Annotated in this window: 16 protein-coding genes and 1 pseudogene; 6 read left to right on the forward strand and 11 right to left on the reverse strand. The window is 66.4% G+C overall.

The features are described from left to right. Positions 1-51 precede the first annotated feature (51 nt). The 9 genes from ACZ1HC_RS10075 to ACZ1HC_RS10115 all read right to left on the reverse strand — a co-directional run bounded on the left by ACZ1HC_RS10075 (position 52) and on the right by ACZ1HC_RS10115 (position 9,136). Complete coding sequence (locus tag ACZ1HC_RS10075) at positions 52-516, reverse strand: hypothetical protein (protein WP_472699853.1); 465 nt, start codon at positions 514-516, stop codon at positions 52-54. Between the two features lies 1 nt (position 517). After that, a complete protein-coding gene (gene mnhG, locus ACZ1HC_RS10080; protein WP_472699854.1) occupies positions 518-904 on the reverse strand; it encodes a monovalent cation/H(+) antiporter subunit G in 387 nt (128 codons plus the stop codon). Next, entirely contained in the window at positions 901-1,182 is a 282-nt protein-coding gene (locus ACZ1HC_RS10085; protein WP_472699855.1) for a K+/H+ antiporter subunit F, read from the reverse strand. Before ACZ1HC_RS10085 ends, mnhG begins: the two co-directional genes overlap by 4 nt. Then, positions 1,179-1,664: a Na+/H+ antiporter subunit E gene (locus tag ACZ1HC_RS10090; protein WP_472699856.1), complete on the reverse strand. Its 486-nt coding sequence runs from the start codon at positions 1,662-1,664 to the stop codon at positions 1,179-1,181. The genes ACZ1HC_RS10085 and ACZ1HC_RS10090 overlap by 4 nt, the downstream gene beginning before the upstream one ends. Continuing rightward, positions 1,661-3,301, reverse strand: a complete 1,641-nt coding sequence (locus ACZ1HC_RS10095; RefSeq protein ID WP_472699857.1) for a monovalent cation/H+ antiporter subunit D — start codon at positions 3,299-3,301, stop codon at positions 1,661-1,663. Before ACZ1HC_RS10095 ends, ACZ1HC_RS10090 begins: the two co-directional genes overlap by 4 nt. Beyond that, positions 3,298-3,642 (reverse strand): Na+/H+ antiporter subunit C, encoded by a 345-nt coding sequence (locus ACZ1HC_RS10100; RefSeq protein WP_472699858.1) that lies wholly within the window; start codon positions 3,640-3,642, stop codon positions 3,298-3,300. Before ACZ1HC_RS10100 ends, ACZ1HC_RS10095 begins: the two co-directional genes overlap by 4 nt. Further along, entirely contained in the window at positions 3,642-6,524 is a 2,883-nt protein-coding gene (locus ACZ1HC_RS10105) for a monovalent cation/H+ antiporter subunit A (RefSeq protein ID WP_472699859.1), read from the reverse strand. The genes ACZ1HC_RS10100 and ACZ1HC_RS10105 overlap by 1 nt, the downstream gene beginning before the upstream one ends. A gap of 280 nt (positions 6,525-6,804) precedes the next feature. Further along, entirely contained in the window at positions 6,805-7,896 is a 1,092-nt protein-coding gene (locus tag ACZ1HC_RS10110; RefSeq protein WP_472699860.1) for an FAD-binding oxidoreductase, read from the reverse strand. Between the two features lie 7 nt (positions 7,897-7,903). After that, positions 7,904-9,136, reverse strand: a complete 1,233-nt coding sequence (locus ACZ1HC_RS10115; protein ID WP_472699861.1) for an aromatic ring-hydroxylating oxygenase subunit alpha — start codon at positions 9,134-9,136, stop codon at positions 7,904-7,906. Positions 9,137-9,621: 485 nt separating this feature from the next. On the opposite strand from ACZ1HC_RS10115, the gene nrdH reads away from it, so the two are divergent. The 4 genes from nrdH (at position 9,622) to nrdF (ending at position 13,452) form a co-directional block, all read left to right on the forward strand. Beyond that, entirely contained in the window at positions 9,622-9,843 is a 222-nt protein-coding gene (gene nrdH, locus ACZ1HC_RS10120) for a glutaredoxin-like protein NrdH (protein WP_167622460.1), read from the forward strand. Positions 9,844-9,849: 6 nt separating this feature from the next. Then, positions 9,850-10,293 (forward strand): class Ib ribonucleoside-diphosphate reductase assembly flavoprotein NrdI, encoded by a 444-nt coding sequence (nrdI, locus tag ACZ1HC_RS10125; RefSeq protein WP_472699862.1) that lies wholly within the window; start codon positions 9,850-9,852, stop codon positions 10,291-10,293. After that, the gene (gene nrdE, locus ACZ1HC_RS10130) at positions 10,278-12,401 is read left to right on the forward strand and encodes a class 1b ribonucleoside-diphosphate reductase subunit alpha (protein WP_472699863.1); all 2,124 of its coding nucleotides are present in this window, start codon (positions 10,278-10,280) and stop codon (positions 12,399-12,401) included. Before nrdI ends, nrdE begins: the two co-directional genes overlap by 16 nt. A gap of 94 nt (positions 12,402-12,495) precedes the next feature. Beyond that, positions 12,496-13,452, forward strand: a complete 957-nt coding sequence (gene nrdF / locus ACZ1HC_RS10135; RefSeq protein WP_472699864.1) for a class 1b ribonucleoside-diphosphate reductase subunit beta — start codon at positions 12,496-12,498, stop codon at positions 13,450-13,452. Here the strand turns inward: nrdF and ACZ1HC_RS10140 are convergent. After that, positions 13,401-14,105 carry an ADP-dependent NAD(P)H-hydrate dehydratase gene (locus ACZ1HC_RS10140; protein ID WP_472699865.1) on the reverse strand — a complete coding sequence of 235 codons (705 nt, stop codon included), beginning with the start codon at positions 14,103-14,105 and terminating at the stop codon, positions 13,401-13,403. The two genes, nrdF and ACZ1HC_RS10140, sit on opposite strands and share 52 nt — an antisense overlap. A gap of 334 nt (positions 14,106-14,439) precedes the next feature. After that, positions 14,440-15,075 (reverse strand): annotated as a pseudogene (locus ACZ1HC_RS10145) (NAD(P)H-hydrate epimerase); the annotation flags it as partial. Positions 15,076-15,205: 130 nt separating this feature from the next. Here ACZ1HC_RS10145 and ACZ1HC_RS10150 point away from each other — a divergent pair. After that, positions 15,206-15,544 carry a P-II family nitrogen regulator gene (locus ACZ1HC_RS10150; RefSeq protein WP_472699866.1) on the forward strand — a complete coding sequence of 113 codons (339 nt, stop codon included), beginning with the start codon at positions 15,206-15,208 and terminating at the stop codon, positions 15,542-15,544. 79 nt (positions 15,545-15,623) lie between these two features. Then, a complete protein-coding gene (glnA, locus tag ACZ1HC_RS10155) occupies positions 15,624-17,030 on the forward strand; it encodes a type I glutamate--ammonia ligase (RefSeq protein ID WP_472699867.1) in 1,407 nt (468 codons plus the stop codon). The last annotated feature ends 2 nt before the right edge of the window (positions 17,031-17,032 follow it).

The raw sequence follows: 17,032 nt of genomic DNA on the forward strand, positions 1-17,032 counted from the left end.
GCCCCTCGTCCAGGGCAGAATGCCGGTGCAGGGGCGGCAGGTTCCCCGCGTTCAGCGGTCAAACCGCGCCGCGCAGGCAGGCGTGACGGCCAGGACGAAATCGCCCTGGCCTCCGTCCACCGTCCCGCACCACTGCCCCGTCACCGTGAACAGGCTGCGCGTGCCGCCGGCGGGCCGATAGGCGATGCGGCGGCCGTCCACGTCGAACAGGTTCAGCACGCCGCCCGGGTTGGTCGCGTAATAGCCCAGCACGCCGCCCCCGGCGGTGATGATGAGCCGCCTTGCGTTGTCGGGGTTCGAGGGGCGGTTCTGCCAGGCGGTCGCCGCATTGGCGGTGTTGCCGGACGAGTTCCAGGCCGCGTTCGGCGAGTTGGCGGGGCTGGCGGGACTGTTCGCCGGATGGCCGGGCCCCAAGTCGAAGGGCAGCCGGGTCTGGTCCAGCACGATCAGCGGCGCGTCCGCCCCGGCCGGCAGGGCCAGGGCAGTTAGGGCGGCGGCCAGGGAGGCGCGTCCCATCCTAGTCGCCGGCAGGCAGGTCGCCGCCGGGGTCATGCCCAAGCCGCATATCCTCGGGCAGGAGGCCCGATCCTTCGGCCCGGTCCCGCATCAGCGCGGCGCGGCCCAGCATCATCAGCGTGACCGGCGTCGTCAGGACGATGCAGAAGGCGATCACGAATTCGTGGAGGATGGCGCGCCCCTCGATGAAGCTGAACATCAGCGCCGAGGCGATGACCGTGGCCAGCGTCCCCCAGCTGGTCGCCAGGGTCGGCGCGTGCAGACGGTCATAGAACGACTCCAGCCGCGCAAAGCCAAGCGCGCCGATCAGCGTCAGCGTCGCGCCCAGCACCACCAGGACGGCCACCGGGATCGCCACGGCCAGCGGAAGGGTTTCCAGCGGCGTCATTCGATCACCTCGCCGCGGAACAGGAACTTGGCCAGGGCGACCGAGGACACGAAGCCGATGATCGAGATGATCATGGCGGCCTCGAAGAAGAAGGCGGTGCCAAGCTGCATCCCCGTCACCAGGAACAGCAGCATGATCGAGACGTAGAGCGAATCGAGCGCCAGCACCCGGTCCTGCGCGCGCGGCCCGCGCAGGATCCGCGTGCCGACAAGACAGGCCGCAAGCGCAAGCGCGATCTGCGCGTAGCCCAGGGCAAGGGTCAGGATCGTCCCGCTCATTCGAATATCTCCATCAGCATCGGTTCATAGGTGTTCTGGATCATGTCGAAGTAGTGATCCGTTTCCGACCCGTCGAAGATGTGCAGGGTCAGCATACCGGTCCCGGTCTCGTATTCCAGCCAGGCCGTGCCGGGGGTGGCGGTCAGGATGATCGCCAGCACCGCCAGGGCGTTGGCGCTGGTGATCTTCAGCGGCACGCGGATGAAGGCGCTCTGCCGTCCGCTGCGGCCCTCGGTCAGCAGAAGCCGTGCTATCGCGACGTTCGACCGGATGACGTCCAGAAACAGGATCCAGGCCAGCCTGGGGATCACCGACCACCGCCGCACCCGCGGCTTGGCCGAATGCAGCGCCGAATAGGCCCAGCCCGCTACAAGCGACAGCGCCGTTCCCAGGATCAGATAGCCCAGCGAGAAGCGCGTCAGCATCAGCCACAGGAAGATCAGGGCGACCGACAGGACCGGATGGGGGAGAAGCCGGGTCATGGCTGAGCCTCGTCGTCAGCAGGGCGGTCGGCCGCGCGCGGCGTGGCAAAGACCCCGTAGGCATAGGCGGCGGTGTCGTGCAGCGCGGTGGCCGTCCCGCCGGTATAGCGCAGCATCGGCTCGGCCCTGAAGCCGATCAGCGCCAGGACCACCAGAAGCGCGATGATCGGGGCGATTTCCAGCGCCAGCACGCGGGGCAGGGGCAGGTCGTTGGCCCAGAAGGTCTGGATGCCGATGCGCGCCATGCCGATCAGCGTCGCGAAGCCCGACAGCATCAGCAGCGCGATGAAGGCCCAGGCGAAGCCCGCGGGCAGCGCCGTCTGTCCGATCAGCGGCTGGATCATGGCGATCTTGCCGATGAAGCCGGGCAGGGGCGGCAGGCCCGCCAGCATCAGCACGCACAGCGCAAAGCAGATGCCCAGCACCGTCATCGCCCCCGGGATCGCCAGGCCGGTATCGGGCACCTCGTCCAGGTCGGTCGCGTCGATGCCGTAGGCGTCGGCGGTCAGGGCCAGCATGGCGGCGATGCCGCCGTCCTCGCGGTTCATCGGCTCGATCAGCAGGAACAGCGCGCCGCTGGCCAGCACCGAGCCGACCATGTAGTACAGCGCGCCCGACAGCATGGCCGGCCCGCCGCCCGCAAGCGCGAAGCCGGTGATGCCCAGCACCGTCCCCGAGGAGATCAGCACCGCATGGGCCGCCATGCGCCCCAGCCCCTGCGAGGCGAGGATCCCCAGCAGCCCGAACAGGACCGTGGCCATGCCCAGGACGATCAGCACCTGGGCTCCGAAGCCCGCCGACGCACCGCCGGTTTCCCCGAACAGCAGCATGGCCAGCCGCAGGATGGCATAGACGCCGACCTTGGTCATGATCGCGAACATCGCGCCCACCGGGGCGGCGGCGGCCATGTAGGTGGTGGGCAGCCAGAAGTTCAGCGGCCAGCTTCCCGCCTTGACCAGGAAGGCCACCGCCAGGATCGCCACGCCCGCGTGCAGCAGGGGCCGGTCCTCGCCCGGCATGGCCGAGACGAGGTTGGCCAGATGCGCCATGTTCAGCGTGCCGGTGACGCCATAGATCAGGGCGACGCCGATCAGGAACAGCAGCGAGGCCGCCAGGTTGATGGCGATGTAGTGCAGCCCCGCCCGGATGCGCAACTGCCCCGATCCGTGCAGCAGCAACCCATAGGATGCCGCCAGCAGGATCTCGAAGAACACGAACAGGTTGAAGATGTCGCCCGTCAGGAAGGCGCCGTTCAGGCCGACCAGCAGGAACTGGAACAGCGAGTAGTAATGCGGCCCCTGCCGGGCCCAGGCCGCCGCCGAATAGACCAGCGACGGGATCGCCAGCAGCGCGGTCAGCACCAGCATCATGGCCGCCAGACGGTCCAGCACCAGCACGATCCCGAAGGGCGCGGCCCAGTCGCCCAGCAGATAGAAGCTGATGCCTTCGGCGTCGCTGATGTCGCCGCCGGTCTTGGCGCGGACCACCAGTTCCGCCGCGATCAGCAGTTGCGCGGCGACTGAGATCAGGCTCAGCCAGAACTTCGCCTGCCGCTGCCGGTCGTCATAGAGCAGCATCAGCGCGCCGGTGACGAAGGGGATCAGGATCGGCGCGATAATCAGATGGTCGCTGATCACTGGCTGCGCTCCTTCCCGTCCACATGGTCGGTTCCCGTCACCCCGCGCGAGGCGATCATCAGCACCAGAAACAGCGCCGTGGTCGCGAAGCTGATGACGATGGCGGTCAGCACCAGGGCCTGCGGCACCGGATCGGCGTAAAGCGTGGGATCGACGAAGCCGCCCTTGGGCATGATCGGCGGCGCGCCGGGCGTCAGGCGGCCCATCGCGAAGATGAACAGGTTGACCGCATAGGACAGAAGGCACAGCCCGATGATGACCTGGAAGCTGCGCGGCCGCAGCAGCAGCCAGATCCCCGAGGCCGACAGGATGCCGATGGCGGCGGAGAGGATGATTTCCATCAGGCGACCTCTTTCTGGGCGGCGATCTCGTCCTGCTCTCGCATCCGGCTGGCGCGCAGCGACTGGTGGGCGATGGCGACCAGCATCAGCACGACCGCGCCCATCACCGTGGCAAAGACGCCCACATCGAACAGCATCGCGGTGGCGGCGGGAACCTGGCCCACGAAGGGCACATCGACGTAGCGCGCATGGGCCGTCAGGAAGGGATAGCCGAACAGCCAGGCCCCCATGCCGGTGGCGGCCGCGCCCAGCAGGCCGAAGCCCATCCAGCGGATCGGCAGGACGGTGATCCGCGCCTCGACCCAGCGGACATTGGTCGCGATGTACTGGATCAGGAAGGCGATCGCCAGCGTCACCCCGGCGGCGAAGCCGCCGCCCGGCAGGTCGTGGCCGCGGAAGAAGAAATAACCCGCGACCATCACCAGGATCGGGAACATCCAGATCATGATGACCGACGGCACATGGAGGTAGTCGGCTAGCGACGGGCTGTCGCCGGTCTGCTGATCGGGCGCCTCGACGCTTTCCGGGGCGGGCCGGAAGCGGCGTAGCAGGCCATAGACGGTCAGGCCCACGATCGCCAGGACGGAGATCTCGCCGAAGGTGTCGAAGGCGCGGAAGTCCACCAGGATCACGTTGACGACGTTGGTGCCGCCGCCTTCGTAATAGGCGTTGCCCAGGAACCAGTCGCCGACATTGCTGATGAGGGGGCGCGTCATCACCGCAAAGGCGATGGCCGCGATCCCGGCGCCGCCGACCACGGCGATCACCAGGTCGCGGGCGCGGCGGAAGCGGGCGGGCAGCAGCCTGTCGCCGGGGATCTCGGACCGGCGCTTGGGCAGCCACCGCAGGCCCAGAAGCAGCAAGACGGTGGTCACGACCTCGACCAGAAGCTGCGTCAGCGCCAGGTCGGGCGACGAGAACCAGGCGAAGGTCAGGCAGGTCACGACCCCCGCCCCGCCCAGCAGCACCAGGGCTGCGAAGCGGTGGTACTTGGCCTGCCAGGCAGCGCCGATCGCGCAGGCGGCGCCGACGATCCACAGCAGCGCGAAGGCCGGGTTGACAGGGTGAAGCCGCAGGTCCTGCGCCAGGGTCAGGGCCGACCACAGCGCGGCCACCGCAGCCGAGATGGCCGCCAGCACCAGCAGCCGCAGCTGCGGCTGCAGCGCCTCGGTGGACATCAGCGCCAGGGTCATGCGCGGCAGGCGCCACGACAGGCGGAACAGCAGCCAGTCATAGATCCGCTGGCCGCGGATGCGGTGCAGCAGGAAGGGGCCCTCGGGGCCGGTGGGAATGGATTTCGCGCTGAAGACATAGATCAGGCTGCCCACCGCCAGGGCAATCATGCTCAGCATCAGGGGGGCGTTGACACCGTGCCAGATGGCGATCTCGTAATAGGGCAGGTCGGATCCCGCCACCGACCGGGCGGCGGCGTTGACCGCCCCGCCCAGAGTCGCGGCCGGCAGGATGCCCACGACCAGGCAGATCAGGACCAGCAGTTCGACCGGGCGGCGCATCCAGGCGGGCGGCTCGTGCGGGGTCTTGGGCAGGTTGGTGGCCTGCGGGCCGAAGAACACCGTGGCGATGAAGCGCAGGGAATAGGCCACCGACAGGGTGCTGCCGACGATGGCGAAATAGGGCAGGGCGTTGTCCAGCCAGGTGCCGTTGTGCCAGTCCACGGCTTCGGCCAGGAACATCTCCTTGGACAGGAAGCCGTTCAGCAGCGGCACGCCCGCCATGGCGCCGGCGGCGACGATGGCCAGGGTCGCGGTGAAGGGCATCGGCCGGAACAGGCCGGACAGGCGGCGCATGTCGCGCGTGCCGGTTTCGTGGTCGATGATGCCCGCCGCCATGAACAGCGACGCCTTGAAGACCGCGTGGTTGCAGATGTGGAAGATCGCGGCCAGGATCGCGCCCGGCCCGCCGATCCCCGCCAGCGCGGCGATCAGCCCCAGGTGGCTGATGGTCGAATAGGCCAGCAGGCCCTTGAGGTCGTGGCGGTATAGCGCGATCGCCGCGCCCAGGATCAGCGTCGCCATGCCGATCCCGGTGACGATGTAGAACCAGGCCGCGGTGCCGCCCAGCACGGGCGAAAAGCGCACCAGCAGAAAGACCCCTGCCTTCACCATGGTCGCGGAATGCAGGAAGGCCGAAACCGGCGTCGGGGCGGACATGGCGCCGGGCAGCCAGAAGTGGAACGGGAACTGCGCCGACTTGGTGAAGGCGCCCAGCAGGAACAGCGCCAGGATGGTGCCGTACCAGGGATGCGCCCGGATCGCCTCGCCCGACCGCAGGATGATCCCCAGGTCATGGCTGCCCGCCGCATGGCCCAGCATCAGCATCGCGGTCAGCAGGCACAGCCCGCCGAAGGCCGTGATGATCAGCGCCGTCCGCGCCCCGTCGCGCGCCGCCGCCCCCTGGTGCCAGAAGCCGATCAGCAGGAACGACATGAACGAGGTCAGTTCCCAGAAGACCACCAGCCCCAGGACATTGCCCGAAATCAGGATGCCCTGCATGGCCCCGGTGAAGGCCATCAGCAGCGCGTAGAAGCGCGGCAGGTTGTCGCTGGCCGACATGTAGTAGCGCGCATAGATCACCACCAGGACGCCGATCGACAGCACCAGCGTCGCGAACAGCCAGGCAGAGGCGTCCAGGCGCAGCGCCAGGTTCATGCCCAGCGAGGGCACCCATTCCAGGCTGGCCCGCATCACCCCGCCGGCGCGCATCTGCGGGACGAAGCCCGCCAGGATCACCAGCCCCGCCGCCATCGCGCCGCTGGACAGCAGCGCCGAGGCGCGGCGCGAGGTTGCGGGCAGGGTCAGCAGGATCAGCGAGGTCGCGAAGGGAAGGCAGGCCAGCAGCAGAAACAGATTGTTCTCGGCCATCTTCGCGTCGCCCTCGCCCTGGTGAAACGGTCATCCTTCCCGGCGCGTGACAGCGGTCCCTGTGCCTCGATAGGGTGAAGACAAGCCTTGCCTGCGATCCGGGGGTTGGGACAGGAATGGCGTCCGGCCCGGACAAGATCAAGACCTGACGGACGCTAATCGCAGGAAAATCACACGTTTTTCGGCAAGCGCGCGGGTTCCGCAAAACGTGATCCGCAAGGTCGCCCAGATGCCGAACCCTGCCGCGCGCACCGGCGTTGGGGGACGGTCCACGCGAATGTCAGACCTGCACCTCGACCTCGCCCATCGGATGCGAGCAGCAGGCCAGGATGTAGCCTTCGGCGATGTCCTCATCGCTGATGCCGCCGTTGTGGACCATGTGGACCTCGCCCGACAGCTTGCGGATCTTGCAGGTGCCGCACAGACCGAAGGTGCAGCCTGACGGGATGTTCAGCCCCGACCGCCGGGCCACCGCCAGCACCGTGTCGGTTTCCGCGCAGGCCGTGGTGACGCCGCTGGCGGCGAAGGTGATCCGGGCCCGGGCGCCTTCCTCGGGGGCGACATCCTCGATCACCGGGGCCTCGGCCTCGGTCCTGACGGGGGCGCCGAAGCTTTCCTGGTGGTAATGGTCCATGTCGAAGCCCAGGGCGATCAGCATGTCGCGCACCGCCTGCATGAAGGGCTCGGGTCCGCAGCAGAACACCTCTCGCTCCAGATAGTCGGGGGCCATCAGGCCCAGCATGATCTGGTTCAGCCGTCCGCGATAGCCGTACCAGGGACCGAAGGTGTCGGGCTCCTCGACCGTGAAATGCAGCTGCAGGTTCGTGGTGCGGTTCACGAACTGCTCCAGCCGGTTGCGGAAGATGATGTCCGAGGGACGCCGCGCCGCATGGACGAAGACGATGTCCGAGGTCTCGCCCGAGTCCCAGGCCCAGGTGGTCATCGACATCATCGGCGTGATGCCCGACCCGGCCGAGATGAACAGGTATTTCAGGGCCGGATGCCTGTGGAAGCTGAAGATCCCCGAGGGGCCGTAGGCCTTGATCCGCATCCCGGGCCTCAGGGTATCCAGCATCCAGCGGGTGCCCACCGACAGGGGCTGGGCCTTCACCGTCACCGAGATCGACAGCGGCCGCGACGGCGAGGACGAGATGGTGTAGGTCCGCTGCACGTTGCCCGCCGCGCCGCGCGCCGGACCGACGGGCAGATCCAGCGTGATGAACTGCCCCGGCTGATAGTCGAACCACGCCCCCGAGGGCGCCCGGAAGGTGAAGGTGGCGGTGTCGGGCGTTTCCGGCACCACCATCGTGCATTCCAGCGGCTCGTCGTCGGACCACGGCTCGGCGGCCCAGTTCAGACGGGGCTTCTTCATGGGCGGGCTACTCGGCCGCGACCGCGTTGGGCGACAGGCGGCGGCCCATCAGCCCGCAATACCAGTCGATCAGGTGGATGACGCCCGCTTCCTGCGTGGGCGAATAGGGGCCGGGCTGATAGGCGGGCGACAGGATCCCCTTCTGGTTTTCCTCGACCACCTGCCGGTCCTCGTCATTGGTGGCCAGCCACACCTCGGTCAGCGTCTGAAGGTCGTAATCGACGCCTTCCACCGCGTCCTTGTGGACCAGCCATTTCGTCGTGACCTCGGTCTCGGTGGGGCTGATGGGCAGGATGCGGAAGACGATGGCGTGGTCGGGCAGGAAGTGGTTCCAGCTGGACGGGAAGTGATAGAACATCAGGCTGCCCGCGTCGTTCCAGGGGATCGTGCCCATCCGGCGCGACACGGCGGCCTTGCCCGACATGGTGAAGCTTTCCTGGTTGTCCATCAATGGCACGCGGGCCATGCGCCACTGCATGTCGGGCGCGTTGGTGAAGCGCGCGGGCAGGCCCGCCGCATCGCAGCGCGCCCAATGGTCGAGGATCTCGGGGCTGGCCGAGTTCGGCCCCTCCATCACCGTCATCAGCGGGTCGTCCGAATAGGTCCGGCACAGCGACGGATGCGAGCCGCCGCAGTGATAGCATTCGCGGTTGTTCTCCATCACCAGCTTCCAGTTGCCCTTTTCGACGATGGTCGAACTGAAGGCGATCTTGCTGTCGGCGATGCCCGAGGGGGCGACATAGCGCATCAGGTTCGCCGCCAGGTCGTTGATCGCCGGCGGGATCTGGGCCAGGCAGATGAAGACCATGCCGCCCAGGTCGATGCAATGGACCGGCTTCAGCCCGTATTTGCCGGCGTCGAAGCCCTCGCCCATGTCGCGGGCATAGAGCAGCTTGCCATCTAGGTCATAGGTCCACTGGTGATAGGGGCAGACCAGCTTGGGGTTGGATCCGTTCGTCTTGGCGCAAAGCCGCTGGCCGCGATGGCGGCAGACGTTGTGGAAGGCCCGCACGCGCCCGTCGCCGCCGCGCACCACGATCACCGGATAGGCGCCGACGTTCAGCGTGACGAAGTTGCCGGTCTTGGGGATCTCGCACGACGGCAGCGCGAACAGCCATTCGCGATACCAGATCTGTTCCAGGTCGTCCTGAAAGGCCTGCTCGCCGCAATACAACTCGCGGGGCAGGGAAAAGCCGGGGGTGCGTCCGGCGATCAGGCTGGCGGTCGAGGTCGTGTTCATGTCTGGACCCATGAGGTGCTGGCGGCTATCGGGGCAGATTACCCTTCGCGGGAAGCAACGCTGGCCGGATTGCGACCTGACGTCGCGCGATTCAGACATCCGGCGCCGGCCGGCGCCTTGCCCGAAGCTGCCCCTGCCAAAAGGGCGCGGGTCGGGGGCCACGGGCGGCACGCTGCGGCAAATAGGCGACAGGCCGCACGAATCGCCTGTCAAGCTTTATCCATATGTTGACGGCTTTGGGCTGTTCATGTCTATATCCTGTGGTCGGAACGCGATTTCGGGACTTTTCGGGACGGGTGGTGGTTGACCATCCCATTCCTTGAAGAACCCCGCCGTTGCACCCGGCTGGCGCGCCCGGCAAGCTGTAGAGCAAGGGGCCAGAGCAGGCCAAGACAGACAACGACACCGGACGGGATTCGGCGAACCGGCCCGCAGGGCGTTCCTGCGGCCTCTCGCCTCTTGTCCCGAAGACAGGAGCATTGGGCATGACCATCATCGTTTATTCCAAACCCGCCTGCGTGCAATGCACCGCGACGACTCGCGCCCTGGATGCGCGCGGGCTTTCCTATGACGTGATCGACCTGACCGAGGATGCCGCGGCGATGGAGCGGGTGACCGCGCTGGGCTATCGCCAGGCGCCGGTGGTGATCGCCGGGGACGCGCATTGGGCGGGCTTCCGGCCCGACATGATCGGCCGCCTGGGCTGAGCGGCGATGGAGGGGGACCTGCGCGGCGACGGCTTGTCCTGCGGGGTGGTCTATTTCTCGTCTGCCTCGGGCAACACGGCGCGCTTCGTGGCGCGTCTTGGCCTGCCCGCGCTGCGGATCCCGATCCGGCCCGCCGATGCGATGCCGCGCCCCGGCGCGCCCTTCGTCCTGATCTGCCCGACCTTCGCCGACGGCCAGGGGCGGGGCGCGGTGCCGAAGCCGGTGATCCGGTTCCTCAACGATCCCGGCCGCCGCGCCCTGCTGCGCGGTGTGATCGGCGCGGGCAACCGCAACTTCGGCGCCACCTATGCGCTGGCGGCCCGCGTCATCGCGGAAAAATGCAATGTCCCCGTCCTGTGGCGGTTCGAGCTGGCGGGGACGGATACCGATATTCAAGAGGTCCGCGCGGGCCTTCATCAATTCCGGGGGATGGAATGCTTGACGGCTTGAAGCCTGAACTGGACTATCACGCGCTGAACGCGATGCTGAACCTGTATGACGCCGACGGGCGCATCCGGTTCGAGGCCGACCGCATGGCCGCCCGGCAGTATTTCCTGCAGCACGTCAACCAGAACACCGTCTTCTTCCACAACCTGGACGAAAAGCTGCGCTACCTGGTGGACGAGGGCTATTACGAAGCCGATGTCCTGGACCAGTATTCGCGCAACTTCCACCGCGCCATCTGGGACGCGGCCTATGCGCGCAAGTTCCGCTTTCCGACCTTCCTGGGGGCCTTCAAGTATTACACCAGCTATACGCTGAAGACCCGCGACGGGCAGCGTTACCTGGAACGCTACGAGGACCGCGTGGTGATGGTGGCCCTGACGCTGGCGCGCGGCGACGAGGCGCTGGCGATGCGCTTCATGGAGGAGATGCTGTCGGGCCGCTTTCAGCCCGCCACGCCGACCTTCCTGAACGCCGGCAAGAAGTCGCGGGGCGAATTGATCTCGTGCTTCCTGCTGCGGGTCGAGGACAACATGGAATCGATCGGGCGGTCCATCAACTCGGCCCTGCAACTGTCCAAGCGCGGCGGCGGCGTGGCCCTGATGCTGACCAACCTGCGCGAGGCCGGGGCGCCCATCAAGGGGATCGAGAACCAGTCATCGGGCGTGATCCCGGTGATGAAGCTGCTGGAGGACAGCTTCAGCTATGCCAACCAGCTTGGCGCTCGGCAGGGGGCGGGGGCGGTTTACCTTAATGCCCACCACCCCGACATCATGCGCTTCCTGGACACCAAGCGCGAGAACGCGGACGAGAAGATCCGCATCAAGACGCTGTCGCTGGGCGTGGTGATCCCCGACATCACGTTTGAGTTGGCGAAAAAGAACGCCGACATGTACCTGTTTTCGCCTCATGACGTGCAGAAGGTCTATGGGGTGCCGTTCTCGGAGATTTCCGTCACCGAGAAATACGCCGAAATGGTCGACGACAAGCGCATCAGGAAGCGCAAGATCAACGCCCGCGCCTTCTTCCAGACCATCGCGGAAATCCAGTTCGAAAGCGGCTATCCCTACATCATGTTCGAAGACACGGTGAACCGCGCCAACCCGGTGCATGGCCGCATCACCATGTCGAACCTGTGCAGCGAGATCCTGCAGGTCAACGAAGCCTCCGAGTTCAACGAGGATCTGAGCTATTCGCACCTTGGGACTGATATTTCGTGCAATCTGGGGTCGCTGAACATCGCCGCGACGATGGACGGCCCCGATTTCGGCGGCACGGTCGAAGCCGCGATCCGCGCGCTGACCGCCGTGTCGGAAATGTCGGCCATCGACGCGGTCCCCTCGATCCGGCGCGGCAACGACGAGGCCCGAGCCGTGGGCCTCGGCCAGATGAACCTGCACGGCTTCCTGGCGCGCGAGCGGATCCACTATGGCAGCCCCGAGGGGGTCGAGTTCACCTCGGTCTATTTCGCGGCCGTGGCCTTCCATGCGATCCGCGCGTCGAACCTGCTGGCGCAGGAGCGGGGGCAGACCTTCAAGGACTTCGAGAAGTCGAAATACGCGGACGGGTCGTTCTTCGACAGATACACCGACCGCGACTGGCTGCCCACGCTGCCGGACGTGGCGCGGGTGTTCCAGGGCGTGAGCCTGCCCACGCGCGACGACTGGGCCGCCCTGAAGGCCGACGTGATGCGGCACGGGCTTTACAACCGCAACCTGCAGGCGGTGCCGCCGACCGGGTCGATCAGCTATATCAACAACTCGACCAGTTCGATCCACCCGATCGTGTCCAAGATCGAGATCCGCAAGGAGGGCAAGATCGGCCGCGTCTATTATCCGGCCGCCTTCATGTCCAACGACAACCTGGAATACTATCGCGACGCCTATGAGATCGGTCCCGAAGCGATCATTGACACCTATGCCGCCGCAACGGAGCACGTGGACCAGGGCCTGTCGCTGACGCTGTTCTTCCCCGCCGAGGCCACGACGCGGGACATCAACCGCGCGCAGATCCACGCCTGGAAGAAGGGCATCAAGACCATCTACTACATCCGCCTGCGACAGACCGCGCTGGAAGGGACCGAGGTCCAGGGCTGCGTGTCCTGCACCTTGTGACGGCTGTCGCACCGGGGGTTTCACACCCCCGGACCCCCGTGGGATATTTTTACACAGAAGATGAGAGGGGTTCTTCGCGATGAAGGATCATGTGATGCAGACCGCCGCGCGCGCGATCAACTGGAACCGGCTCGAGGACGAGAAGGATCTGGAGGTGTGGAACCGCCTGACGGTGAACTTCTGGCTGCCGGAAAAGGTGCCGCTGTCCAATGACGTGCCAAGCTGGGCCACGCTGCGTCCGGCGGAACGCGAACTGACCATCCGCGTCTTCACCGGGCTGACGCTTCTGGACACGGTGCAGAACACGGTGGGTGCGCCCTCGATGATGCCCGACGCGATCACCGCGCACGAGGAAGCGGTGCTGTCGAACATCGCTTTCATGGAGGCGGTCCATGCGCGGTCCTATTCCTCGATCTTCTCGACCCTGTGCCTGACGAGGGAAGTGGACGAGGCTTTCCGCTGGGCCGAGGAAAATCCGCATCTGCAGGCCAAGGCGCGGCTGATCCTGGAGGAATACAAGCCGGGTTCCGACCCGTTGAAGCGCAAGATCGCGTCGGTGTTTCTGGAAAGCTTCCTGTTCTATTCGGGCTTCTACCTGCCGATGTACTGGTCCAGCCGCGCCAAGCTGACCAACACCGCCGACCTGATCCGCCTGATCATCCGCGACGAGGCGGTGCATGGCTATTACATCGGCTACAAGTTCCAGCGGGGGCTTGAGCGCGAGACCGAGGCGCGGCGGGCCGAACTGAAGGACTTCGCCTTCTCGCTGATGTTCGATCTTTACGAGATCGAGGGGCGCTACACGGCCGAGCTTTACGACGGCATCGGGCTGACCGAGGATGTGAAGGCCTTCCTGCATTACAATGCCAACAAGGCCTTGCAGAACCTGGGCTACGAGGCGCTGTTTCCGCCCCAGGTCTGCGAGGTGAACCCGGCGATCCTGGCCGCGCTGTCGCCCGACAGCGAGAACCACGATTTCTTCAGCGGATCGGGGTCGTCCTATGTCATCGGCAAGGCGGTCGCGACCGAGGACGAGGACTGGGATTTCTGAAGATCGCGCAGGACGGCCGGGATCATGTCCGGCAGGTCGTCCGCGATCAGGCCGGTGCCAAAGGTGCGGGCTGCCTTGGCGTGGATCAGCGCGCCCAGGCTGGCAGCGTCCAGCGGCGGCAGGCCGCGCGCCAGAAGGCCGGTGATGATGCCCGCCAACACGTCGCCCGCGCCTGCGGTGGCAAGCCAGGGGATGTCGAAGGCGGAATGGATGCGGGCGCGGCCGTCCGGGGCAGCGATCACCGTGTCGGGGCCTTTCAGCAGGACCACGGACCCGCAGCGGGCGGCCGCCTGGCGCGCGGCATCCAGCTTGGAATAGGCGGGGCCTTGGGCCGGCGTGGCGTCCAGCCGTTCGGCAAGGTCGGGGAACAGGCGGGCGAACTCGCCCATGTGGGGGGTGAGGACGCAGTTGCGGTGAAGCGCCCCCACAAGGTCGGGGTGTTGCGAGAGGGCCGTCAGGGCATCGGCGTCCAGCACCATGGTGCGTCGGGCGGGCAGGGTGGCCGCCAGCAGGGCCGCGGCGCGGTCGATGCCGCAGCCGGGGCCGATGCAGATTGCATTGATGCGTCTGTCCGCCAAGATCTGGCGCAGGCCGTCGCCGCCGTCGATGGCCCGGCGCATCAGCGCATCGGGCTGGCCCGCATGTTCGGCCAAGGCTTCCGCAGGGGGGCAAGCGTGACAAGGCCAGCCCCAATCCGCAGCGCCGCGCGCGCGGAGAGGCGTGCGGCACCCCCTTGGCGGGGCCTCCGGCCAGGATCAGCGCATGGCCGTGGCTGTACTTGTGCAGACTTGCAGAGGAATGTTTCGCGATCCGGTTCGGCAGCAAGGGGCCGATCCGCCGCCCGTCGGGGATGTCGAATCTTGGCCAGATCGCCTGCAGCCGGGCGGGCCGCTGGCCCAAGATGCCAGGATCGCCCTCTCTCCATGGCCGCAGGCCGATGTCCGCCACGACCAATTCGCCGCACAGATCTGCGCCAAGGCCGATCAGGTGGCCGGGCTTGGGGCTGTCGAAGGCCAGGGTCAGCCGGGCGTGGGGTGCAAATTCGCGGTCATCGGGCCTGTCGCCCAGCATCATGCCGCTGTCCAGGCACAGGCCGCTGGGGCAGTCCACAGCCACCAGCCGTTCGCGGAAAAAGCCCGAGTCTCCGCCCGATCCGCCCAGATAGGCGACCAGTGCGGCAATCTCGCCCTCGGGCGGACGGGTCAGGCCAGTGCCGAAGATGGCATCGACACAGATATCGAAACTGCGCGCTGACCGCAGCGCGTCCTCGGTCAGCGGCTCGATCCCATCGATCTCCAGCCACCGCCGCTTCATCTCGGCCGCATCCGGGCTGGGCGTGTTGTCCATCCCCAAGACCCGCGCCCGCCAGCCCGCGCGGTGCAGCAGCCGCGCCGTCACGTAGCCGTCGCCGCCGTTGTTGCCCGGTCCGCACAGCACCGCCGCGCGACCGGCCTTGGGCCAGCGCAGGCGGATCTGGCCGGCGACGGCGCGGCCCGCCCGCTCTATCAACTCCAGCCCCGTGACCTCTCCGCTGGCCATCGCCGCGGATTCGATGGCGCGCATTTGGGCGGTCGTCAGGACTTCGGTGCCTTCCAACATGACGTCTGCCCTTTTATTCATCATCACGCCCAAAAAACGGGCATTAGGCCCTTGCCTCTCGGGTTGCCGGGAAGATCCGGATCATGGGCCGTTTACCCACGCTATGAAACCCGCCAATCAGGCGTCAGGCAAGCCGCGAGGAAGGATCATTGCGATGAAGAAGGTCGAGGCGATCATCAAGCCGTTCAAGCTGGACGACGTGAAGGAAGCGTTGCAGGAAGTGGGCGTGCAGGGTCTTTCCGTCACCGAGGTCAAGGGCTTTGGCCGCCAGAAGGGTCACACCGAACTGTATCGCGGCGCGGAATACGTGGTCGATTTCCTGCCCAAGGTGAAGATCGAGATGGTGCTGCCCGACGACCAGGTTGACGCCGCCATCGACGCCATCATCAACGCTGCCCGGACCGAGAAGATCGGCGACGGCAAGATCTTCGTCTCGCCCGTCGAGCAGGCCATCCGCATCCGCACCGGCGAAACCGGCGAGGACGCGGTCTGAACACAACAAGAACGACATCCCAACAGGATTATCGCGCCCGGCTGGATGACCGGGCCGCATCGACGCAGAAAGGGAAGAAATGACCGTCAACGACGTTTTGAAGCTGCTGAAGGATGAGGAGGTCGCCTATGTCGATGTCCGCTTCACCGATCCCAAGGGCAAGCTTCAGCATGTGACGCTGGATGTCGATCTGATCGACGAGGACTTCTTCGAGGAAGGCTTCATGTTCGACGGCAGCTCGATCGCCGGCTGGAAGTCGATCGACCAGTCCGACATGAAGCTGATGCCGGACCCGGCCTCGGCCTATCTGGATCCGTTCTATGCCGAAAAGACCCTCTGCGTGCATTGCAACGTGGTCGAGCCCGACACCGGCGAGGCCTATGCCCGCGACCCCCGCGGCACCGCGGTCAAGGCCGAGGCCTATCTGAAATCCTCGGGCATCGGCGATGCGGCCTATTTCGGCCCCGAGGCCGAGTTCTTCATCTTCGACGATGTGCGCTATCAGGTGACGCCGCAGAAGGTGTCCTACCAGATCGACTCGGTCGATGCGGCCTGGAACACCGACACCGAATACGAGATGGGCAACCAGGGCCACCGGGCGGCGCACAAGGGCGGCTATTTCCCGGTCAACCCGATCGACGCCGGCCAGGACATCCGCGGCGAGATGCTGTCCACCATGAAGCGCATGGGCATGAGGGTGGACAAGCACCACCACGAGGTCGCCAGCGGCCAGCACGAACTGGGGCTGATCTTCGGCGGGCTGACCGAGCAGGCCGACAACATCCAGAAATACAAGTACGTCATCCATAACGTGGCCCATGCCTATGGCAAGTCCGTGACCTTCATGCCCAAGCCCATGAAGGGCGACAACGGGTCGGGGATGCACGTGAACATGTCGATCTGGAAGGACGGCAAACCGCTGTTTTCCGGCGACAAATACGCCGATCTCAGCCAAGAGGCGCTGTATTTCATCGGCGGCATCCTGAAGCACGCCAAGGCGCTGAACGCGCTGACCAACCCCTCGACCAACAGCTACAAGCGGCTGATCCCCGGCTTCGAGGCCCCCGTGCTGCGGGCCTATTCGGCCCGCAACCGGTCGGGCTGCGTGCGGATTCCGTGGACGGAATCGCCCAAGGCCAAGCGGGTCGAGGCGCGGTTCCCCGATCCCTCGGCCAACCCCTATCTGGCCTTCGCGGCGCTGCTGATGGCGGGCCTGGACGGCATCAAGAACCGGATCGACCCGGGCCCCGCCTCGGACAAGGATCTCTATGACCTGCCGCCCGAGGAACTTGCCGAGATCCCGACCGTCTGCGGCAGCCTGCGCGAGGCGCTGGAGGAGCTTGAGAAGGACATGGACTTCCTGCTGCAGGGCGATGTCTTCACCCGCGACCAGCTTGACGCCTACATCAAGCTGAAGTGGGAAGAGGTCTATGCCTACGAGCATACCCCCCACCCCATCGAATACGCGATGTATTACAGCTGCTGAGG

It is taken from the genome of Paracoccus sp. BR5-17, assembly GCF_055693925.1.